The 20533-nt window shown below is 64.8% G+C and carries 20 protein-coding genes and 1 other RNA gene; 14 read left to right on the top strand and 7 right to left on the bottom strand.

What is annotated here, in order from left to right:
- Position 1: 1 nt before the first annotated feature.
- Positions 2-613, bottom strand: coding sequence for a TetR/AcrR family transcriptional regulator (locus HAP47_RS12595; protein WP_173637965.1), 612 nt, complete (start codon positions 611-613; stop codon positions 2-4).
- 172 nt (positions 614-785) lie between these two features.
- Here HAP47_RS12595 and HAP47_RS12600 point away from each other — a divergent pair, with 172 nt between their 5' ends.
- Positions 786-2018, top strand: a complete 1233-nt coding sequence (locus HAP47_RS12600; protein ID WP_173637964.1) for a cytochrome P450 — start codon at positions 786-788, stop codon at positions 2016-2018.
- Positions 2019-2206: 188 nt separating this feature from the next.
- Positions 2207-5962: an AsmA family protein gene (locus HAP47_RS12605; protein WP_173637963.1), complete on the top strand. Its 3756-nt coding sequence runs from the start codon at positions 2207-2209 to the stop codon at positions 5960-5962.
- A gap of 68 nt (positions 5963-6030) precedes the next feature.
- Here the strand turns inward: HAP47_RS12605 and HAP47_RS12610 are convergent, their stop codons facing one another.
- From HAP47_RS12610 to ssrA, 6 genes are all read right to left on the bottom strand, one after another.
- Entirely contained in the window at positions 6031-6384 is a 354-nt protein-coding gene (locus HAP47_RS12610) for a VOC family protein (protein WP_173637962.1), read from the bottom strand.
- A 55-nt stretch (positions 6385-6439) separates the two neighbouring features.
- The gene (locus HAP47_RS12615) at positions 6440-6715 is read right to left on the bottom strand and encodes a ribbon-helix-helix domain-containing protein (protein ID WP_173637961.1); all 276 of its coding nucleotides are present in this window, start codon (positions 6713-6715) and stop codon (positions 6440-6442) included.
- Positions 6712-6900 carry a DUF4169 family protein gene (locus HAP47_RS12620; RefSeq protein WP_173637960.1) on the bottom strand — a complete coding sequence of 63 codons (189 nt, stop codon included), beginning with the start codon at positions 6898-6900 and terminating at the stop codon, positions 6712-6714. The genes HAP47_RS12615 and HAP47_RS12620 overlap by 4 nt, the downstream gene beginning before the upstream one ends.
- Positions 6901-7175: 275 nt before the next feature.
- Positions 7176-8591, bottom strand: coding sequence for a class II fumarate hydratase (fumC, locus tag HAP47_RS12625; protein ID WP_231168850.1), 1416 nt, complete (start codon positions 8589-8591; stop codon positions 7176-7178).
- A 176-nt stretch (positions 8592-8767) separates the two neighbouring features.
- The gene (locus HAP47_RS12630; protein ID WP_173637958.1) at positions 8768-9289 is read right to left on the bottom strand and encodes an SspB family protein; all 522 of its coding nucleotides are present in this window, start codon (positions 9287-9289) and stop codon (positions 8768-8770) included.
- A 143-nt stretch (positions 9290-9432) separates the two neighbouring features.
- Positions 9433-9799: a transfer-messenger RNA gene (gene ssrA / locus HAP47_RS12635) on the bottom strand.
- Positions 9800-9900: 101 nt separating this feature from the next.
- Here ssrA and HAP47_RS12640 point away from each other — a divergent pair.
- From HAP47_RS12640 to HAP47_RS12695, 12 genes are all read left to right on the top strand, one after another.
- Complete coding sequence (locus tag HAP47_RS12640) at positions 9901-10512, top strand: chromate transporter (protein ID WP_173637957.1); 612 nt, start codon at positions 9901-9903, stop codon at positions 10510-10512.
- Positions 10509-11042 (top strand): chromate transporter, encoded by a 534-nt coding sequence (locus HAP47_RS12645; RefSeq protein ID WP_173637956.1) that lies wholly within the window; start codon positions 10509-10511, stop codon positions 11040-11042. The genes HAP47_RS12640 and HAP47_RS12645 overlap by 4 nt, the downstream gene beginning before the upstream one ends.
- Before the next feature lie 93 nt (positions 11043-11135).
- Positions 11136-11636: a tripartite tricarboxylate transporter TctB family protein gene (locus tag HAP47_RS12650; RefSeq protein ID WP_173637955.1), complete on the top strand. Its 501-nt coding sequence runs from the start codon at positions 11136-11138 to the stop codon at positions 11634-11636.
- Between the two features lie 7 nt (positions 11637-11643).
- Complete coding sequence (locus HAP47_RS12655; RefSeq protein ID WP_210285226.1) at positions 11644-13158, top strand: tripartite tricarboxylate transporter permease; 1515 nt, start codon at positions 11644-11646, stop codon at positions 13156-13158.
- A 186-nt stretch (positions 13159-13344) separates the two neighbouring features.
- On the top strand, positions 13345-14325 hold the full coding sequence (locus HAP47_RS12660) for a tripartite tricarboxylate transporter substrate-binding protein (RefSeq protein WP_173637953.1): 981 nt from the start codon (positions 13345-13347) through the stop codon (positions 14323-14325).
- Positions 14326-14502: 177 nt separating this feature from the next.
- Entirely contained in the window at positions 14503-15297 is a 795-nt protein-coding gene (locus HAP47_RS12665; protein WP_173637952.1) for a thymidylate synthase, read from the top strand.
- An 8-nt stretch (positions 15298-15305) separates the two neighbouring features.
- On the top strand, positions 15306-15791 hold the full coding sequence (locus tag HAP47_RS12670) for a GNAT family N-acetyltransferase (protein WP_173637951.1): 486 nt from the start codon (positions 15306-15308) through the stop codon (positions 15789-15791).
- Entirely contained in the window at positions 15791-16303 is a 513-nt protein-coding gene (locus HAP47_RS12675) for a dihydrofolate reductase (protein ID WP_173637950.1), read from the top strand. Before HAP47_RS12670 ends, HAP47_RS12675 begins: the two co-directional genes overlap by 1 nt.
- Positions 16304-16447: 144 nt before the next feature.
- A complete protein-coding gene (gene hflK, locus HAP47_RS12680) occupies positions 16448-17590 on the top strand; it encodes an FtsH protease activity modulator HflK (protein WP_173637949.1) in 1143 nt (380 codons plus the stop codon).
- Positions 17587-18486, top strand: coding sequence for a protease modulator HflC (gene hflC, locus HAP47_RS12685; RefSeq protein ID WP_092115851.1), 900 nt, complete (start codon positions 17587-17589; stop codon positions 18484-18486). Before hflK ends, hflC begins: the two co-directional genes overlap by 4 nt.
- A 92-nt stretch (positions 18487-18578) precedes the next feature.
- Positions 18579-18779, top strand: coding sequence for a DUF2065 domain-containing protein (locus HAP47_RS12690; RefSeq protein ID WP_092115850.1), 201 nt, complete (start codon positions 18579-18581; stop codon positions 18777-18779).
- 187 nt (positions 18780-18966) lie between these two features.
- Positions 18967-20463 carry a Do family serine endopeptidase gene (locus HAP47_RS12695; RefSeq protein ID WP_173637948.1) on the top strand — a complete coding sequence of 499 codons (1497 nt, stop codon included), beginning with the start codon at positions 18967-18969 and terminating at the stop codon, positions 20461-20463.
- Positions 20464-20533 lie beyond the last annotated feature (70 nt).

The following is a 20533-nucleotide window of genomic DNA, read 5'->3' on the forward strand; positions in this document are numbered from 1 at the left end:
ATCAGGCGGATGAAACGCCGATCGCCCGCTGCAGATCGGTGATCGCGCGCAGGCAACTGTCGGCGGGGGTGGTCTCCGGATCGATCAGACGGTGCAGGCGGAAACCATCTTCCAGCGCCAGCACGATCGCGCCGGTCCAGTCCGGATTGAGTCTGGCGTTCCTGCCGCTATTCTTCTGCGCGGTCTCGACGATGTCGGCGATCAGCTTGCGCCGCGCGCGCAGGCGCTTGGCGAGTTCGGGCCGGCGCTTCTCGGCGCGCGCCACGAACAGGATCATCTCCATATGCAGGAGAGGCGAGCGGCCGAGCGGATCCTGCCGGCTGCGGTCCGCGGTGCGCAATGCCTCCAGGAAGTCGGCCAGGTCCGTGTGCTTGGCGAGCAAATCGAGATTGCGCCGGATCGATTGCTCGACGTGATCCCCGAGCATCGCGAAGATCAGCTCGTCCTTGCTCTTGAAGTTCGAGTAGAAGGCGCCGCGGGTGAAACCCGCCGCAGCCGCAATCGCCTCGATGCTGGCGCCGCCGATTCCCTGTTCCTCGAACACCCGCGCCGCCGCTTCGAACAGCTTCTCGCAGGTGTCGTCCCGTGTCGGTCTGGTTCGAACCCTTGACATCGCTGCAGTTTAGGGCACAATGCAATTCGATACAAGAGTGTATCGAGTTGCAGCTGCTAAAACCAGAGTTGCCAAAAACCAAAATAGCCGCACCCGTGCTGGTGCGGTCTTGAGGATGACACCAAGGCGCGCCAGAGTGCAGGCACCGGCGTAGCGCACGAACGAGGTCACCATGAACGAGCAAGTTCAGCCGGCCAGCGGCGAGCCGCTTTTCAATCCACTGGCGCCCGAATTCATTCGCAATCCCTATCCGTATTATGAGCGGCTACGCCGCCTCGATCCGATGCATGTGAACGCGCACGGCGCCTTCGTGGCCAGCCGTCACGCGGAAGCCGGCCTCGTGCTGCGCGACAAGCGCTTCGGCAAGGACTATGTCGAGCGCTCGATCCGCCGTTACGGCCCCAAGATCATGGAGGAGCCGGTCATCCGCAGCATGAGCCATTGGATGCTGCAGCAGGACCCGCCCGACCACACCCGCCTGCGCGGCCTCGTCGTCAAGGCGTTCACCGCACGCCGGGTCGAGGACATGCGTCCGCGCATCCAGCACGTCGTCGACGAAACGCTCGACCGCATCATTCCGCAGGGACGGATGGACCTGATCGAGGATTTCGCGTTCCGCCTGCCGGTGACGATCATCTGCGACATGCTCGGCATCCCCGAGGAGCATCGCGATGCCTTCTACAATGGCTCGCGTGACGGCGGACGCCTGCTCGAGCCGGTGCCGCTGTCGGCGGAGGAGATCAAGCAGGGCAACGCCGGCAACGCGATGGCCGCGATGTATTTCCACCAGCTGTTCGAGCTGCGCCGCAAGCAGCCCGGTGACGACCTCACCACGCAACTGGTGCAGGCCGAGGAGAACGGCCAGAAGCTGACCAACGAGGAACTGACCGCCAACATCATCCTGCTGTTCGGCGCCGGCCACGAGACGACCGTGAACCTGATCGGCAACGGCCTGCTGGCGCTGTACCGCAACCCGGACCAGCTCGCGCTCTTGAAGGCCAATCCCGGCCTGATCACCAATGCGATCGAGGAGTTCCTGCGCTACGATTCCTCGGTGCAGCTGACCGGCCGCGTCGCGCTGGAAGATATCGAGGATCTCGGCGGCAAGCGCATCCCGAAAGGGGAGAGCGTGCTCTGCCTGCTGGGCTCGGCCAATCACGACGAGGCTGTCTATCCCAACCATCCCGAGAAGCTCGACATCCAGCGGCCGAACGTGAAGCCGCTGTCATTCGGTGGCGGCATCCATTTCTGCCTCGGCGCCCAGCTGGCGCGGATCGAGGCCGAGATCGCGATCTCGACGCTGCTGCGCCGGATCCCCGACCTGCGGCTCGATGACGCGGAAAATCCGGAATGGCGGCCGACCTTCGTGCTGCGCGGGCTGAAGCGGCTCCCGGCGAGCTGGTGACATTCCGGATGCGCGGCAGGACAGTAACCCTGCCGCGACGGCCGGTGCGCAGGCACGCTTGAGCGGAAAACCGTCATCCGCCTGACGTCGCAGCGGTATTGCCGCTGTGACTTCGCCATACTTGTCTCTATATTTGGGCTGCTCCGGCCGAGGGTTGAGCACCGCGGAGCGGCTCAAAGGGAGACACCGTGCAGACGACGCTGCTCGGCCTGGCAATTGCCTTCATTCTTGCACTGGTCGCCGCGCTGGTCGGTCCGTATTTCGTTGACTGGAACCAGTTCAGGCCGCAGTTCGAGGCGGAGGCGTCCAAGATCATCGGCACGCCGGTTCGTGTCGCCGGCAATCTCGACGCGCGCCTGCTGCCCGCGCCCTCGCTGCGGTTGAAAACCGTCACCATCGGCGGCGCCAACGACCTCGGCAAGGTCCGGGCCGCCAATCTCGACGTCGAGTTCAGCCTGAGCTCGCTGATGCGCGGCGAGTGGCGCGCCAACGAACTCACCATCAACGGCATGTCGCTCGACCTCGGGCTCGATCCGAAGGGGCGGATCGACTGGTCGCCGTCGAGCGGGAGCTTCAACCTGGCTTCACTGGCGATCGATCGCCTCAATCTGACCGGCCGCGTCGGTCTGCACGATGCCGCAAGCCGCAGCACGCTCGAGCTTAAGGACATTGCCTTCAGCGGCGATGTCCGTTCGCTTGCCGGCGCAGTCCGCGGCGACGGCAATTTCATGTTTGACGGCAACCGCTACCCGTTCCGGATCTCCTCGGGGCAAAGCGCCGACGGCGGCGGCACCCGCCTGCACTTCAACATCGATCCCGGGCAGCGACCGGTCTCGGCCGACCTGGACGGCATCCTGACCTTCGAGGCCCGTGCGCCGCGGTTCGAGGGCACCGTGACGCTGGCTGGAACACCTGGCCAGCGCGGCGGCAGCGACATGCCGCCTTGGCGGATCGCGGCCAAGGTGAAATCGGATTATTCGGCGGCACGTCTCGACCAGGTCGAGGTGAGCTATGGCGGCGAGGACCGCGCGCTGAAGCTCGCAGGAAATGGCGATCTCCGGTTCGGCGCGTCGCCGCTGCTGCGCGCCGCGCTTTCGGCACGGCAGCTCGATGGCGACAAGTTCGCCGCCAAAGATAGCGCCAAGGGTAGCGCCAAGGATACCGCCAAGGACAGCAACAACGGCAATGTCGAGCCGGTCCGCGTGCTGCCGGCGATGCGCGCGGTGTTGTCAGGTCTTCCGCAAAGCCCGATCCCGGCGCAGGTGGAGCTCACCTCCGAGCAGATCATGCTCGGCGGCCGTCCGTTGCAGGACGTCTCGGCAGAGCTGCAATCGGATGCGAAATCATGGACCGTGCGCCGGCTGGAGTTTCGCGCGCCGGGATCGACGCGGGTCTCGATGAGCGGCGCCAGCGCCCAAGCCGGTGCCTCGAGCAGCTTCAAGACCGCGCTCAACATCGAATCGTCCGACCCCGATACGCTGATGAGCTGGCTGCAGGGGCGGGGCGACATCGCCTATCGCAGCCAGAAGCCCCTGCGGTTGCGCGGCGACGTCACGGTGTCGCCGGCCGGTTTTTCGATCGACGCGATGAAGGCGGAAATCGAGGGCGGCACGGTCGAGGGCCGCGTCGCGGTCGCGCATCGCGAGGCGACGAGCGGCTCGAAGGTCGAGGCGCAGTTGAAGGCGGAGCGGCTCGATCTCGATGCGACCGCATCATTCATCCGCTCGCTGGCCGGCCCGCAAGCCGAATGGCCGGACGAGGCGCAGCTGTCGCTCGATGTCGGGCGCGCGATCTCCTCGGGGCAGGAATTGCGGCCGCTTTTGGCGAAGATCGCCTACAGCCCGAAGAACATCGTGCTCGAGCGCGTGAAGATCGGTCAGCCCGACAACGTCACGCTGGATGGCAGCGGCAATTTCGATCGCGCCAATTCGACCGGCAAGCTCGCCGTCGATGCGACCGCCGCGTCGCTTGGCCGGCTGACGGCTATGGTTCAGCCGTTCGCGCCGGCGCTTGCCGCGCGGCTCGGCGTGCTGCGCGCGGATGCCGGTCCGGTCCGTGCCAGGCTCGCGCTCGACCTCGGCAAGGGCAAGGCCGCCGATCGCGTCAGCGCGCGCGCGATGGTCGATCTCGACACGCCGCAACTCAAGGGCAATACGGTGATCTCGGCGACGCCGTCGCTGGCTGCGATCCGTGCGCTGGATGTCGACGCACTTCGCACCAGCGACATCACGGCCGAAGCGAAATTCTCCGCCAGCGAGGGCAATGCGCTGCTGGCGCTGCTTGGGCTCGACCGCGCGGTCGCAGCCGGTGCGGGGTTGACGCAGTTCGAGGGCACCGCGAGCGGCGCGTGGCACGCGCCGTTGCGGCTGAAGGCGCGGCTCTGGGGCGCCGGGCTCGACGCGGATGCGGAGGGGACCGCGGCGCCGTGGTCCAAGGATGGGGCCGGGGAGAGCAAATCGAACGTCAGCCTTCGTGTCCGCAGCGCCGACATCAGTCCGCTGCTCAATCTGAAATCATCCGATCCGGCGGCAAACATCCGCCTGTCATCGCGGGTCACGCTCGCGGGTGACAGGCTGACCTTCGACGATCTCGACAGCATCGTCGCCGGTTCGCGGCTGCGCGGCCGGCTGGCGCTGACGCTCGCCGATCAGAAGAGCATCGACGGCGAAGTCGGCCTCGATCAGATCGCGCTGGCGCCGATTTTCGCGGCGGCGATCGGCGCGGCCGGTCACGACGCGACCGAGCCGCTCGGCCAGGGGCTGACGGGCGCCTGGCGCGGCAAGGTCACGTTCGAAGCACTGCACGGTCTGCTGCCGGGCGGCGCCGAGCTGCAGCCGGTCAGCGGCACCATCAGGTCGGATGGGCAGTCGCTGACCTTCGACGGCGTCAAGGGCAAGATCGGTGGCGGCGAGGCGACCGCCTCCATCGATGCGCGGCAGGGCGTCAATGGACTCGCCTTAAATGCAAATGTGCAGCTTTCGGGCGTCGACGGCTCGGCCTTGCGCTACCGCAGTCTCGCGATGCCCAAGGGACGCGCTTCGATGCAGATGACGTTGTTGACGCAGGGCCGCAGCGCCTCGGCGCTGATCGGTGCGCTGTCCGGCAGCGGCGCCGTGACGCTGGAGGGGCTGAACCTTCCGGGCCTCGATCCGCGCGCGTTCGACGTTGCGATCCGCGCCAGCGATTCCGGGCAGGCGACCGACGATGCGCGGCTGAGGCAGATCGTTGAACCGGCGCTCGCAGCCGGCGGGCTGTCGGTCGCTTCGGCGCAAATTCCCTTCAACATCCGTGACGGCCGGATCCGGATCGGCGTCACCACGCTCGCGGCGAGCGGTGCCAACATTATCGTGTCCGGCGGCTACGACATTCCGGCCGACCAGGCCGACATCCGCACCGCGCTGACATCGACGCAGATCGGCACGGCCACCAGCCGCCCGGAAATCCAGCTGCTGGCGGTGGGCACACCCGACGGATTGTCGCGCAGCATCGACATTGCGGCGTTGTCGTCGTGGCTGGCGGTGCGCGCGATCGACCGGGAGACCAAGCGGCTCGACGCGATCGAGCGGGGCGAACCGGTGCCGCCTCCGACCCCGGCGGCCCTTCCGCCGCCCGCCGCACCGGCGCCGGACGCGTCCAATCCGAATTCGCCGGGAGTGCCTTCTGCCAACTTGCCGGTGCCCGGCCTTGATCCGCGCCGCGTGCCGGCGAAGCCGAAGATCGTTGCGCCGCGGCCGCCGATCGTCCCGCCGGCTGCCACAGCACCTCCAGCCGTGCCGCTCGTGCCGCCTGCGCCGGTTGCGAGTCAGCCGCAGCTGGCGCCGCTGCCGCCGCCGATCGAGGTCAAGCCAGTGCCCGGCGCGGCCAGGTCGAGGCCGCTGCGGCCGCCGCTCTCGCTGACGCCGCAGGTCGCCAATCCGCCGCCGCGGCCGGCAATGCAGAACTAGAAAGCGCTTTCAAGCGAAGTGGGGACCGGTTCGCGTGACGAAAACCCGTCGGAACAGGAATCCAGAGCCTACGATCGGTGCTGGAGAATATTGATCAGCCGGCCGAACGGATCGCGGACGAAGAAGCGCCGCACGCCCCATGGCTCGTCCGCCGGTCCGTATTCGATCGCGATGCCGGCGGCCTGCATCCGGTGCAGCGCTTCGTCGAGGTCGTCTACCTCGATCGAGAGATCAGGCACCGGCGTGCCGGAGCCGCCTTCGGAGGCGAAGCTGATTTGAACCTGCATCGTTTCGGATGAACCGTAAGTCGCAACCCAACCGAAATCCATCAGCGGCTCGAGGCCGAGGATATCGCGATAGAACGACTTCGCTGCCGCGACATCTGATGCGGCAACGTTCGCGACGATGCGATTGACCTTCATGCTGAAGTCCACGCGGCGGAACGACCGTCTGCTGAATCGACGGTCGGCAAGGCCATCAGGCCTGCTGGCGCGTGTCGACCTGTTGCGGCCTGACATCCGTCGGCACGCCCGGGGTGGCGCGCGAACGGAAGTAGTCGAGCACGAAAAGCCGGATCGCAGAGGACAGATTGCCCTGCTGACGGTTGTTGTCGATCTCGCCGACCAACTCCGACAGCGTCATGTTCCGCAGACCGGAAATCTCCTTCATGCCGTTCCAGAAGGCTTCTTCGAGGCTGACGCTGGTCTTGTGACCGGCGACGACGATCGACCGCTTGACGACGGGAGACTTCATGATGCGTCACCACTTTCGATGCGGTGCTGATCGAGCACGCGCGTACTGCGCTCGCCGAGAAATTCGTCACGCGCTCGTTCGGATTTGGTGCGACCGAATAGCGCACGATTGGCTTCGGCCTGCTTTGCTGCTTGTTCGCGCTCACCGCGCTTCTTGAATCGTTTCAGGTTGACCACGTCGCCCATGCTCGTCGTCCTCATCGTCCCCAGAGCGGAATTGGTGATGCATCGTGACGAAAGCAAGAGCGATCGCGCTAAGCGCCCGGCTCGATATCCATCCCGAATCCCCATTTGATGCTTGTGATAGCATCAAAGAATCCGTTTCGCTCTGCGAAAACTAGACGTCTGTACCATGCGCCAGCGCAGAGCTGATAGGCAAACAGCCTTAGCCTTTAGGCGTTATGATCCATAATTATATCACGCGCGCTGACCGTAAATATCCGGACATTGCGCGCTTTGCTTCAGCCGGGGTGTGTCATTTTGTCCGGCTGCACGAGGCGATCAAATTCGTCGGCAGTTACAAATCCGAGCCGCAAGGCCTCTTCCTTCAACGTCGTTCCGCGTGTGTGCGCCGACTTCGCGACCTTGGCAGCGTTGTCGTAACCGATCTTCGGCGCGAGCGCCGTCACCAGCATCAACGAGCGCTGCATCAGCTCGTTGATGCGCTTTTCGTCGGCGCGTATTCCGACAACGCAATGCTCAGTAAATGAGCGGACAACGTCAGATAGCAACTGAATGGAATTTATCATACAATATGCCAACACGGGCTTGTACACGTTGAGCTCGAAATGGCCCTGGCTGCCGGCGACGGTGATCGTGGTCTGATTGCCGAACACCTGGCAGCAGACCATGGTCATGGCCTCGCACTGGGTCGGATTGACCTTGCCCGGCATGATCGACGAGCCCGGCTCGTTCTCGGGCAGCACCAACTCGCCGAGGCCCGAGCGCGGGCCCGAGCCGAGGAAGCGGATGTCGTTGGCGATCTTGAACAGGCCGGTCGCCACCGAATTGATCGCGCCGTGCACCAGCACATAGGCGTCGTTGGAGGCCAGCGCCTCGAACTTGTTTGCCGCGCTGGTGAACGGCAGTTTGGTAATCTCGGCGACATGCCTGGCAAAGGCGTTGGCGAATTCCGGCTTCGAGTTGAGGCCGGTGCCAACAGCGGTGCCCCCTTGCGCCAGCGGGAACAACTCCTTCACCGCCGAGTGCAGCCGCGCGATTCCGCTCTCGACCTGCGCGGCGTAGCCGGAGAATTCCTGGCCGAGCGTCAGCGGTGTCGCATCCTGGGTATGCGTGCGTCCGATCTTCACGATCTTGGCAAACGCTTCCTGCTTCTGGTGCAACGCCCGATGCAGCTCGGTAAGGGCAGGGATCAGGTCGGCGACGATGCGGTCCGCCGCAGCGATATGCATCGCAGTCGGAAACGAATCGTTCGACGACTGGCTCATGTTGACGTGATCGTTCGGATGGATCGGCTGCTTGGCGCCGAGCTCGCCGCCGAGCATCTGGTTGGCGCGGTTTGCGATCACCTCGTTCACGTTCATGTTGGTTTGCGTACCCGAGCCGGTCTGCCAGACGACCAGCGGAAAATGATCGTCGAGCTTGCCCTCGATCACTTCCCTGGCGGCGCTGATGATGGCGTCGGCGCGGCGTGCATCGAGCTGGCCGAGTTCGTGATTGGTTTCGGCTGCGGCGAGCTTGACGATGGCGAGTGCGTGAATGATCGCGATCGGCATCCGGTCGTGGCCGATCTTGAAATTCTGCCGCGAGCGCTCGGTCTGCGCGCCCCAGTAGCGATCGGCGGCGACGTCGATCGGACCGAAGCTGTCGGTCTCGCTACGGGTGGCGGCGTTGGATGGTGTCGTCGATTGAGCCATGGATGCTCTCCGTTGCGTCATCAGAACGTGATCCGGCGGTGCGCCAGCTTTTCGCCGCGGCAACGCGACAGCGTCCGCGCAGAAACACGTTCATGCAGAAGATAGTCCGGGATGACGATCTGTCATCCCGGCCCTCGAAATCATCCTACAAGCTCGAGGATCGATCGGTGTTTAGATTATTTCTTGCGGAAGCGGTCCAGCCGCACGACCTCGGCGCCTTCGCTGGGCTTCGCGGGCTCCTGCTCGGTCTCGGCCGTCTCGGTCTCGACTGCCGCCCGGGCGGCCGGTGCGGGAAGGGGAGAGGCCGGTGCCGTCGCGGGCGGGGCCTCCTCGGACAATGCCTCCGAGACGTCGAACCGCAGATCGAACGGTGCCGACGGATCGAGGAAGCGGGTCACCGCCGCGAACGGCACGTTGAGCCGCTCGGGAATCCCGCCGAACGACAGGCCGACCTCGAACCGGTCCTCAGTCACCACCAGATCCCAGAACTGGTGCTGCAGGATGATGGTCATCTCCTCCGGATACTGCGCGAGCAGCCGCGGCGACAGCTTCACGCCGTCGCCGTGCGAGAGGAAGGTGATGTAGAAATGATGCTCACCCGGCAGGCCATGTTCGGCGGCGTCGGACAAGACCCGGCGCAGCACCCCGCGCAGCGCGTCGCGCGCCAGCACGTCATATCGGATGTGATCGGTCGCCATCGTATTCCTGTCGCTTCGAAAATGCCGGCAAGGCACCGCCGGACCCGTCCGACTCGCCCTTTTGGCCATGCTACTCCGCCGGGACGTGGAAATCAGCAGGGCTGGCATCGGAAAATGCGGGCGGATGCCCGATCGGAAAATAAAGTGGAGGCTTCTGTTGCCAGGTGCCTCCGAACCCCGCCTAACGGAGCTTAACCCGTTAGGACTTTAAGATGGTCTTTCAAACTGCGTTACGCAGCCTGAGCAACCGGAGCAAAGTTGTCGTTGGCAACTATTGCATTAGCCCGATAACGGCGGAACCATACCGAGAAAAAACACGCCCTTTACGCCCTCGTCGATCCTATTTCGCCCCCGCCAAAAGCCACCGAAGCAAGGGGCTCGGGATGGGTTTTGGTGGAGGCGCCGGGTACCGCCCCCGGGTCCGAATGGTTTATTGCGACGGCCATTTATTTCCATAGCCGGCGAACCGGCACCCCTAATATAGGCGGCACGGACGGAGAAAAATAGAGCCGATTCAGGCTTGTTCAGGTGTGAAAACACGCCGATTTGGGTTGGCAGGCGTCCTGGTGCTGTGTCTTGGCACCGTCCTGGTGCCGTTCTAGATTTTGCCCATGCCCCCGGAATCCCCGCCGGCTGCCGCCCCGGCGCCGGATGCTTCCGTACCGTCTCCGCCCCTCCAGCCCGGCCTGCTCGAGCTGTTCCTGGCCTTTGCCAAGATGTCGCTGGCCGGCTTTGGCGGGGTCCTGGTCTGGGCCCGGCGGTCGATCGTCGAGCAGCACCGCTGGATGACGGCGGAGGAGTTCAACGAGACCTTCGCGCTGTGCCATTTCCTGCCAGGTCCGAACATCGTCAACCTGTCGGTGGTATTCGGCTCGCGCTTTCGTGGCATCGCCGGCGGGCTTGCGGCCTTCGCCGGGCTGGTCGGGCCGCCGATGGTGATCGCGACCGTCCTTGCCGCACTCTATGTCCGCTACGGCGATATCGACATCCTGCGCCGGACACTCGCCGGCGTGGCCTGTGCCGCGGTCGGGCTGCTGTTCGCCGTCGTCCTCAAGATGATGATGCCGCTGTTGAAGCGGCGCGATGTCACAGGCCTCGTCATTCTGTCCGCGGTTTTCGTCGCGATCGGTCTGATCCGATGGCCGCTCCAGATCGTGCTGCTGGCAGCGATCCCGCTCAGCATTGCGACCACGGTCCTGGCGCGACGCATGGTGAAGGCATGAGCTCGGGGTCCAGTCCGATCGCAGCACTGGTTTGGACCTTCGGCCTGATGTCGCTGTTTGCGGTCGGCGGGGCCAATTCGGCGATCCCCGAAATGCACCGCGCCGCTGTCGACGTGCATCACTGGCTGACCGACAAGCAGTTCGCCGATGTGTTCGCGATCTCGCAGCTCTCGCCGGGACCGAACGTGCTGATCGTGACGCTGATAGGCTATTCTGTCGCAGGCGTCGCGGGGGCATTGGCCGCGACGGTGGCCATGTGCGGACCGACCGCGCTGCTCGCCTATTATGTGAGCCGCTTCCTCGACCGCTCGCGCGACGCGCGCTGGCCGGCGATCATTCAGGCGGCATTGGTTCCGCTGTCGATCGGCTTGATGGCCGCCTCCGGCCTGATCGTGGCGCAGACATCAGACCAAAGTTGGATCGCGGTCCTGATCACCATTGTCGCAGCCGCGCCTGCCTTTGCGACACGGATCAATCCGTTATGGATGTTGCTTGCCGGAGGTCTCCTGGGTTTTGCTGGCGTTGTCTGACGAAAATCGCTAGCAAGGCTTTCGGTCAACGCACCACAAGCCAAGCCAATCAATCACAACGGGCGGGACAGCCCTGACGGGGGAAGCGAAGTCATGAGCGATACGCCGAGCGAGGCACCGGTCAAATCGATCTTGCCGACATGGGTGCGCGGCCCGCAGGACTTTGTCGGCGGGCTCGCCATGATGGCGGTTGCGCTGTTTGCCTTGTGGGCCTCCAGCGATCTGCAGGGCATGCACGGATTCTCGTTCGGCGCCGGAACCGCGCCGCGCATGTTCGCCGTGCTGCTGCTGTTGCTCGGCGGTGCTGTGGCGCTGGTGGGAGTTATGCGGGATGGTCCGCATATCGCGGCCTATTCCTGGCGCGGGCCGCTGTTCGTGTCGGCGGCAATCGTGTTCTTCGCGGTGGCGATCCGTCCGCTCGGGCTCGTGGTCTCCGCCTTTGCCGCCTTCCTGATCGCGGCGATGGGCTCGCATGAGACGAAATGGATCGAGGCCATCATCGTCGGCGGCTGCCTGACGATCGGTTGCGCGCTGCTTTTCCCCTACGTGCTGGGACTTCCGATGCCGATGTTCCCGCGCTTCCTGATCCAGTGAGGGCGTGATGGAACTGTTTGCCAACCTCGCCCACGGCTTCGCGGTCGCGTTCTCGCCGATCAACCTTCTGATGTGCCTGATCGGTGCGCTGGTCGGCACGCTGGTCGGCGTGCTGCCGGGCATCGGCACCATCGCCACTGTCGCGATGCTGCTGCCGATCACCTTTGGCCTGCCGCCGGTCGGCGCGCTCATCATGCTCGCCGGCATCTATTACGGTGCGCAGTATGGCGGCTCGACCACCTCGATCCTGGTCAACATTCCCGGTGAAGCGACCTCCGTGGTCACCGCGCTCGACGGCCACCAGATGGCACGACAAGGCCGCGCCGGCCCGGCGCTCGCGATCGCCGCGATCGGTTCGTTCTTCGCCGGTTGCGTCGCAACCGTGCTGATCGCCGTGCTCGGCGCGCCGCTGACCAAGCTCGCGCTGGCGTTCGGGCCGGCCGAATATTTCTCGTTGATGGTGCTCGGCCTGATCTTCGCGGTGGTGCTCGCCAAGGGCTCGGTGCTGAAGGCGATCGCGATGATCGTGTTCGGCCTGTTGCTGTCGATGGTCGGCTCCGATATCGAGACCGGCGCCTCGCGCATGGCCTTCAACATCCCGGAGCTTGCCGACGGGCTCGGCTTCGCGACGGTGGCGATGGGCGTGTTCGGCTTTGCGGAGATCATCCGCAACCTCGACGCGGGTGCCGAGGTGAGCCGCGACCTGGTCCAGCAGAAGATCACCGGTCTGATGCCGACCAGGAAGGACTTGGTGGATTCCGCGCCGGCGATCGTCCGCGGCACCATCCTGGGCTCGATCCTTGGCATCCTGCCGGGCGGCGGCGCGGTGATTGCCTCGTTTGCGGCCTATACGCTGGAAAAGAAGATTGCAAAGGATCCATCGCGGTTCGGTCGCGGTGCGATCGAGGGCGTGGCGGCGCCGGAGAGCGCCAACAACGCTGCGGCGCAGACCTCGTTCATCCCGCTGCTCACGCTCGGCATCCCGCCGAATGCGGTGATGGCGCTGATGGTCGGCGCGATGACCATTCATGGCATCGTGCCGGGTCCGCAGGTGATGGTGAAGCAGCCCGACCTGGTCTGGGGCATGATCGCCTCGATGTGGATCGGCAACCTGATGCTGATCATCATCAACCTGCCGCTGGTCGGCATCTGGGTCCGTCTGCTCCGCGTACCGTACCGGCTGATGTTCCCCTCGATCGTGGTGTTCTGCGCGATCGGCATCTACTCGGTGAACAACGCGCCGGTCGACGTCGTGCTCGCAGGTGCCTTCGGTCTGGTCGGCTACTGGCTGATCAAGCACGATTTCGAGCCGGCGCCGCTGCTGCTCGGCATGGTGCTCGGCCCGCTGATGGAAGAGAACCTGCGTCGTGCACTCCTGATCTCGCGCGGCGACTGGAGCGTGTTCCTGTCGCGGCCGCTGTCGGCGGTGCTGCTGGCGATCGCGGCGGGTCTCCTGGTGCTCGCCGTGCTGCCGAACCTGCGTGCGAAGCGCGACGAAGTGTTCGTGGAGTCCGAGGGCTAAAGCGTGATCCGGAAAAGTGTGAAGCGGTTTTCCGGATGGATCATGCTCAACAAATGAGCGCCGGCCTGCGTCGGCGCGCCGCAGGCGGAAGTCGAATCGACACTCGATATCGTCTCATGAAATGAAAATGCCGGCCGATTTGGCCGGCATTTTTATTTGGTCAAAACGTTCCCGGGAGGAATTGAGATGATGTCCATTCGCTCGCTTGCGGGCGCATGCCTTTCGGCATTTGCCGCGCTGGGCGCATTCGCCGTGCCGGCCTCCGCGCAAAACTATCCGACGCGCACCATCACCATGATCGTGCCGTTCGCAGCCGGCGGTCCGACCGACGTCATCTCGCGCATCGTCACCGCACACATGGCGCAGACGCTCGGACAGGGCATCGTCATCGAGAACGTGGTCGGCGCCGGGGGTACCACGGCGACGACGCGCGCCGCCCGCGCCGGCAATGACGGCTACACGCTGGTCACCGGACATATGGGCACGCACGCGGCTTCCGTGCCGCTCTATCCGAAGCTCGCCTATCACCCGGAGAAGGATTTCGAGCCCGTCGCGCTGCTCGCTGGCACGCCGATCCTGATCCTTGCCCGCAAGGATTTCCCGCCGAAGGATCTGAAGGAATTCGTCGCCTACGTGAAGGCCAATGCCGAGAAGGTCAACGCCGCGCATGCCGGCATCGGTTCGGTCTCGCATGCCTCCTGCGAGCTGTTGAACTCGATCCTCGACGTCAAGCCGGTCGGCGTGCCCTTCAACGGCACCGGCCCTGCCATGAACGCGCTGGTCGCCGGCCAGGTCGATTACATGTGCGACCAGATCGTCAACGCGGTGCCGCAGATCAACGCCGGCACCATCAAGGCCTATGCGGTCGCCACCCCCGAGCGCAATCCGTCGCTGCCCAACGTCCCAACCACGGCGGAGGCCGGCCTGCCGGCGTTTCAGGCCCAGGCCTGGAACGCGATCTTCGCGCCGAAGGGAACTTCGCCCGCGATCATCGCCACGCTGAATGCCGCGGCCATCAAGGCGCTCGACGATGAGAACGTGCGCAAGCGCCTGCTCGAGCTCGGCAGCGTGATCCCGGCGCCCGCCAACCGCACGCCGGAGGCGCTGGCGACCCTCGTCAAGAGCGAGATCGCGAAGTGGACCCCGGTGCTCAAGCCGGCCAGTTAAGCCAAGGCGATCAAGCAGATAGATGAGGGGCGGAACACGGGTTCCGCCCCTTGTCGTTTGGCGCAAGGGTGCTCACTTTTCAGGGTATAATCGGTGCAATCCGCCGAATCGGCATGTCGGTTGGCAGCCTCGGCCGTTAAGTTCGCCGCTTCCCCCGAAGGGTCCGAAACCAACGCCATGAACCAGTATCACGACCTGCTCGAACGCATCCTCGCCGACGGCGCGGAGAAGCACGACCGCACCGGCACCGGCACGCTGTCGATCTTCGGCCACCAGATGCGCTTCAACCTCTCGGCCGGCTTTCCGATGCTGACCACCAAGCGGTTGCCGCTGAAGGCGATCGTGCACGAACTGCTCTGGTTCCTCGCCGGCGACACCAACATCAAATATCTCAACGACAACGGCGTCACGATCTGGGACGAATGGGCCGATGCCAACGGCGACCTCGGCCCGGTCTACGGCTCGCAATGGCGCTCGTGGCCCGCGCCCGATGGCCGCAGCATCGACCAGATCACGAACGTGATCGAGATGATCAAGCGTAATCCGGACTCGCGGCGGCTGATCGTAAGCGCCTGGAATCCGGCCGAGGTCGACAAGATGGCGCTGCCGCCGTGCCACTGCCTGTTCCAGTTCTATGTCGCGAACGGCAAATTGTCCTGCCAGCTGTATCAGCGCTCGGCCGACGTCTTCCTCGGCGTGCCCTTCAACATCGCCTCCTACGCGCTGCTGACCATGATGGTCGCGCAGGTCACCGGCCTCAAGCCCGGCGATTTCGTGCACTCGCTCGGCGACGCACATCTCTACTCGAACCATATCGAGCAGGCGCATCTGCAATTGACGCGGCCGACGCGGCCGTTGCCGACGATGGCGATCAATCCCGACGTGAAGGATATCTTCGCGTTCCGCTACGAGGACTTCAAACTCGAGGGTTACGACCCGCATCCGCACATCAAGGCTGAAGTCGCGGTCTGAGGGATTGCATGTCGCTGACCATCCGCCGTGCGCGGCCCGATGAGGCCGGACTGGTGTTCTCGCTGGTCCGCGAGCTCGCCGACTACGAAAAGCTTTTGCACGAGGTCCACGCCAGCGAGGCCGATATCGCCGAGGCGCTGTTCGGCGCCAACCCGCGGCTTACTTGCGACATCGCGGAATGGAACGGCGAGCCGGCCGGCTTCGCGGTCTGGTTCGTCAACTTCTCGACCTTCGCCGGCCGCCACGGCATCTATCTCGAGGATCTCTTCGTGCGTCCGGCGCTGCGCGGCAGGGGCATCGGCAAGGCGCTGCTGGTGCATCTGGCGAAGCAATGCCTCGCCAATGGCTGGTCGCGGCTGCAATGGGCGGTGCTCGACTGGAACGCGCCGTCGATCGCATTCTACAAGTCGCTCGGCGCCGAGCTGATGGACGAATGGACGATTTGCCGCGTCTACGGTCCGGCGCTGTCGGCGCTCGCGGAAGGAGCGCGCTGATGGAGATCGTGCTCGTCGTCGCGGTCGCCGAGAACGGCGTGATCGGAAATGCCAACGCAATTCCGTGGCGGCTGAAGACCGATCAGCAGCGCTTCAAGGCCATCACCATCAACCGGCCCGTCGTGATGGGACGCAAGACGTTCGAATCCTTGCGCAGGCCGCTGCCGGGTCGCACCAACATCGTGGTGACGCGCGATCCGAACTACCGCGCGCGCGGCGCCATCGTCACGTCGTCGTTCGAAAATGCCCGCGCAATTGCGCTTGGTGACGCGCTGCGGCGTTTCGCCACTGAAATTGCCGTCATCGGTGGCGCGGAGATCTATGCGCAGTGGATGGGCACGGCTGATCGGCTGGAGATCACCGAGGTTCACGCCCGGCCGGACGGCGACACACGGTTCGACAAAATCGACGCAAAGGAGTGGGACGAGGTCGCGCGCGTGCGAAATCCGGCAGGTCCGGACGACAGCGCCGACTTCTCCTATGTGACATATCGTCGGCGCCGCCGGGGTTAACCAATGTTTGCATTGACAATTGTGGCCCGGCGCATAGCTCGTCCGGCCAGGAAGCTTGCGTTGTAAGGGCCTGAGCGGTCCCCTATAACCGGGCCGGACATTCGAGGCCGGGCGTCCCGTCCGGACTTGTCGAGGAGATGTTTGATGCCGTGGAAAAATCAAGGCGGGGGGCCATGGGGCTCGGGTCCGAAAGGGCCATGGGGCACAGGTCCGCAGTCGGCCGGGCCAAGGCCGCCGGATCTTGAGGATCTGCTGCGGCGCGGCCAGGACCGGCTGCAGCAGTGGCTGCCCGGCGGTCATTTCAGCGGCATGGGCATCGCGCTGGTGCTGGTCGCCGCGCTGGCGATCTGGTTCGCCACCGGGATCTTCCGCGTCCAGTCCGAAGAGCTCGGCGTCGTGCTGCGCTTCGGCAAATACGTCCGCGATGCGCAGCCGGGCCTGCGCTATCACCTGCCGTATCCGATCGAGACGGTGCTGCTGCCGAAGGCGCTGCGCGTCAACACGATCTCGATCGGCATGACCCTGATCGACGATCCCGCACGGCGCGGCCGCACGATGCGCGACGTACCGGAAGAGAGCCTGATGCTGACCGGCGACGAGAACATCGTCGATGTCGATTTCACCGTGCTCTGGCGTATCAAGCCCGGCGGGGCCGGCGCCTACCTGTTCAACATCCAGAATCCCGAAGGCACCGTGAAGGCGGTCGCCGAAAGCGCGATGCGTGAGGTGATCGGCCGCTCGCAGATCCAGCCGATCCTGACCGGGGCGCGCAACGTCACCGAGCAGAACGTCCAGGAGCTGATGCAGAAGACGCTCGATTCCTACAGCGCGGGCATCCAGATTGCGCAGGTGCAGATGCAGAAGGTCGATCCGCCGGCGCAGGTGATCGACGCATTCCGCGATGTTCAGGCGGCGCGCTCCGACCTCGAGCGCAAGCAGAACGAGGCGCAGACCTACGCCAACCGGATCGTGCCGGAAGCGCGTGGTCGTTCCGCGCAGATCCTGCAGGCCGCCGAAGGCTACAAGGAGCAGGCGGTCGCCGAGGCCAGGGGCCAGAGCGCACGCTTCCTCAAAGTCTATGATGAGTACAAGAAAGCACCCGAAGTGACGCGCGAGCGCATTTATCTGGAGACCATGGAACGCGTGCTCGGCAGTTCCGAGAAGCTGGTCTATGACGGCGGCCAGGGCCAGAACATCGTGCCCTACCTTCCGCTCGGCGAACTGACGCCGCGGCGTCCGCCGGCAGCACCGGCCACGACCGGCCAGCAGCAGGGAGCCACCCGATGAGGTCCCCTGTCACCGGCATTGTGTCCCTGATCGTCCTCTTCATCGTGCTCGCCGTCGGCTACAGCTCGGTGTTCACCGTGCAGCAGACCGAGCAGACCATCGTCCTGCGGTTCGGCGAGCCGGTTGAGGTCGTCACCGATCCCGGCCTGCACTTCAAGGCGCCGTGGAATTCGGTGATCAACGTCGACAAGCGCATCCTCGATCTCGAAAACCCGTCGCAGGAGGTGATCGCCTCCGACCAGAAGCGGCTCGTGGTCGACGCCTTCGCGCGCTATCGCATCAAGAATGCGCTGCGGTACTACACCAGCGTCGGCTCGATCCAGGCCGCCAATCTGCAGCTGACCACGCTGCTCAACGCGGCGCTGCGCCGCGTGCTCGGCGAGGTCACCTTCATCACGGTGGTGCGTGACGAGCGCGAGAAGCTGATGGCAAGGATTCGCGAGCAGCTTGACAAGGAGGCCGACGGCTACGGCATCGAGGTCGTCGACGTCAGGATCCGCCGCGCCGACCTGCCGGAGCAGAACAGCCAGGCGGTATACGACCGGATGAAGTCCGAGCGTCAGCGCGAAGCCGCCGAGTTCCGTGCCCAGGGCGACCAGAAGGCGCAGGAGATCCGCTCCAGGGCCGACCGTGAAGCGACCGTGATCGTGGCCGATGCGAACTCGACCGCGGAGCAAACCCGCGGTGCGGGCGATGCCGAGCGCAACCGCCTGTTCGCCGAGGCCTATGGCAAGGACAAGGACTTCTTCGCGTTCTATCGCTCGATGACGGCCTATGAGAACAGCCTCAAGTCCGGCGACACGCGTTTCCTGTTGCGGCCGGACTCGGAATTCTTCAGATACTTCGGCAATGCGAACGGCAAGGCGCCTGAGGCGGCCGCCGCGCCGAAGCAATAACATCACGACTTGAATCAAGACCTGGCGGCGACGCGGATCACGCGTCGCCGCCACTCAACAACAATAAGCATCGAGCGGGAGGCTGCCATCCGATGAAGTCCATAGCGTTCGGCGACTTCCTCATCGGGTTGGGAATCCTGTTCGTGCTCGAAGGTATCCTGTTTGCGGCAAGCCCCGCCTGGATGCGCCGGGCGATGAAGAGTGCGCTGGCCACGCCCGACAACATCCTGCGCATCGTCGGCATCGGCTCGGCGGTTGCGGGACTGATCCTGATCTGGCTGGTGCGGCGCTGATCATTGCTTGTTCCACCGCGCAGATCGCGCCGGAATGAACATAATCGTGAGCCTCTCGCAGCCGGTTTTTCGCCGAAATGCCCGGGTGAGATGCTTGCGCCATATGCCCGTTCGGGCGCACTCTGTGACCACGGGGCGCATCCTGCGACCAGCTAATTTGAACCCGTTTGCCTGGAGAAACTCCGACATGATCGCTGCCAGACCAGCCCTGAGCCGTCGCCTCCGCATGATGGGAGCTGCGATCTCGATCGGTGCTGCGAGCATGCTGAGCTCTGTGCCGGCGTTCGCACGCGGCCCCGAGGGTATCGCCGACATCGCCGAGAAGGTGATCGACGCCGTCGTCAACATCTCGACGTCGCAGACGATCGAGGCCAAGGACCGGACGATGCCGCAATTGCCGCCCGGCTCGCCGTTCGAGGAATTCTTCGACGACTTCTTCAAGAACCGCCGCGGGCCGCCCGGCAAGGGCGGCGACAAGAGCGGCGAGTTCCAGCCGCGCAAGACCAACTCGCTCGGCTCAGGCTTCATCGTCGACACCGCGGGCATCGTCGTCACCAACAACCACGTCATCGCCGACGCCGACGAGATCAACGTCATCCTCAACGACGGCACCAAGATCAAGGCCGAGCTGGTCGGCGTCGACAAGAAGACCGATCTCGCGGTCCTCAAGTTCAAGCCGCCGAAGCCACTCACCGCGGTGAAGTTCGGCGACAGCGACAAGATCCGTCTCGGCGACTGGGTGGTCGCGATCGGCAACCCGTTCAGCCTCGGTGGCACGGTGACCGCAGGCATCGTCTCGGCCAAGAACCGCGACATCAGCCAGGGCCCATATGACAGCTACATCCAGACCGACGCCGCCATCAATCGCGGCAATTCCGGCGGTCCGCTGTTCAACCTCGATGGCGAGGTGATCGGCGTCAACACGCTGATCATCTCCCCGACCGGGGGCTCGATCGGCCTCGGTTTCGCCGTGCCGTCGAAGACGGTGGCCGGCGTCGTCGACCAGTTGCAGAAGTTCGGCGAATTGCGCCGCGGCTGGCTCGGCGTTCGCATCCAGCAAGTCACCGACGAGATCGCCGATAGCCTCAACATCAAGCCGGCACGCGGCGCGTTGGTTGCCGGCGTCGACGACAAGGGCCCGGCCAAGCCGGCCGGCATCGAGCCGGGCGACGTCGTCGTCAAGTTCGACGGCAAGGACGTCAAGGACCCCAAGGATCTGTCGCGCATCGTCGCCGATACCGCGGTCGGCAAGGAAGTCGACGTCGTCGTCATCCGCAAGGGCAATGAAGAGACCCGCAAGGTCACGCTCGGCCGGCTCGAGGACAACGACAAGGTTCAGCAGGCCAACGCCAAGCCCAAGGACGACACCGCCGAGAAGCCGGTGACCCAGAAGGCGCTCGGTCTCGATCTGGCGGCGCTGAGCAAGGATCTGCGCACCAAGTACAAGATCAAGGACAGCGTGAAGGGCGTCGTCGTCACCGGCGTCGATAGTGCCTCCGATGCCGCCGAGAAGCGGCTATCGGCCGGCGACGTCATCGTCGAGGTGGCGCAGGAGGCGGTGTCCAGCGCCGCCGACATCAAGAAGCGAATCGACCAGCTGAAGAAGGACGGCAAGAAGTCCGTGCTGCTGCTGGTCTCCAACGGCGACGGCGAACTGCGCTTCGTCGCGCTCGGGGTGCAGTAGAAGCGCGCTGACGCCGCGCCCTCATTGTCATCCCCCGCGAAAGCGGGGGATCCAGTACGCCGCGGCCGCT

The sequence above is a fragment of the Bradyrhizobium sp. 41S5 genome, from assembly GCF_011516665.3.
Taxonomy (GTDB): Bacteria; Pseudomonadota; Alphaproteobacteria; order Rhizobiales; family Xanthobacteraceae; genus Bradyrhizobium; species Bradyrhizobium quebecense.

Coding starts and splice junctions, on each gene's coding strand:
- HAP47_RS12595 (WP_173637965.1), bottom strand. CDS start 613: ATGTCAAGGGTTCGAACCAGACCGACACGGGACGACACCTGCGAGAAG.
- HAP47_RS12600 (WP_173637964.1), top strand. CDS start 786: ATGAACGAGCAAGTTCAGCCGGCCAGCGGCGAGCCGCTTTTCAATCCA.
- HAP47_RS12610 (WP_173637962.1), bottom strand. CDS start 6,384: ATGAAGGTCAATCGCATCGTCGCGAACGTTGCCGCATCAGATGTCGCG.
- HAP47_RS12615 (WP_173637961.1), bottom strand. CDS start 6,715: ATGAAGTCTCCCGTCGTCAAGCGGTCGATCGTCGTCGCCGGTCACAAG.
- HAP47_RS12620 (WP_173637960.1), bottom strand. CDS start 6,900: ATGGGCGACGTGGTCAACCTGAAACGATTCAAGAAGCGCGGTGAGCGC.
- fumC (WP_231168850.1), bottom strand. CDS start 8,591: ATGGCTCAATCGACGACACCATCCAACGCCGCCACCCGTAGCGAGACC.
- HAP47_RS12630 (WP_173637958.1), bottom strand. CDS start 9,289: ATGGCGACCGATCACATCCGATATGACGTGCTGGCGCGCGACGCGCTG.
- HAP47_RS12640 (WP_173637957.1), top strand. CDS start 9,901: ATGCCCCCGGAATCCCCGCCGGCTGCCGCCCCGGCGCCGGATGCTTCC.
- HAP47_RS12645 (WP_173637956.1), top strand. CDS start 10,509: ATGAGCTCGGGGTCCAGTCCGATCGCAGCACTGGTTTGGACCTTCGGC.
- HAP47_RS12650 (WP_173637955.1), top strand. CDS start 11,136: ATGAGCGATACGCCGAGCGAGGCACCGGTCAAATCGATCTTGCCGACA.
- HAP47_RS12655 (WP_210285226.1), top strand. CDS start 11,644: ATGGAACTGTTTGCCAACCTCGCCCACGGCTTCGCGGTCGCGTTCTCG.
- HAP47_RS12660 (WP_173637953.1), top strand. CDS start 13,345: ATGATGTCCATTCGCTCGCTTGCGGGCGCATGCCTTTCGGCATTTGCC.
- HAP47_RS12665 (WP_173637952.1), top strand. CDS start 14,503: ATGAACCAGTATCACGACCTGCTCGAACGCATCCTCGCCGACGGCGCG.
- HAP47_RS12670 (WP_173637951.1), top strand. CDS start 15,306: ATGTCGCTGACCATCCGCCGTGCGCGGCCCGATGAGGCCGGACTGGTG.
- HAP47_RS12675 (WP_173637950.1), top strand. CDS start 15,791: ATGGAGATCGTGCTCGTCGTCGCGGTCGCCGAGAACGGCGTGATCGGA.
- hflK (WP_173637949.1), top strand. CDS start 16,448: ATGCCGTGGAAAAATCAAGGCGGGGGGCCATGGGGCTCGGGTCCGAAA.
- hflC (WP_092115851.1), top strand. CDS start 17,587: ATGAGGTCCCCTGTCACCGGCATTGTGTCCCTGATCGTCCTCTTCATC.
- HAP47_RS12690 (WP_092115850.1), top strand. CDS start 18,579: ATGAAGTCCATAGCGTTCGGCGACTTCCTCATCGGGTTGGGAATCCTG.
- HAP47_RS12695 (WP_173637948.1), top strand. CDS start 18,967: ATGATCGCTGCCAGACCAGCCCTGAGCCGTCGCCTCCGCATGATGGGA.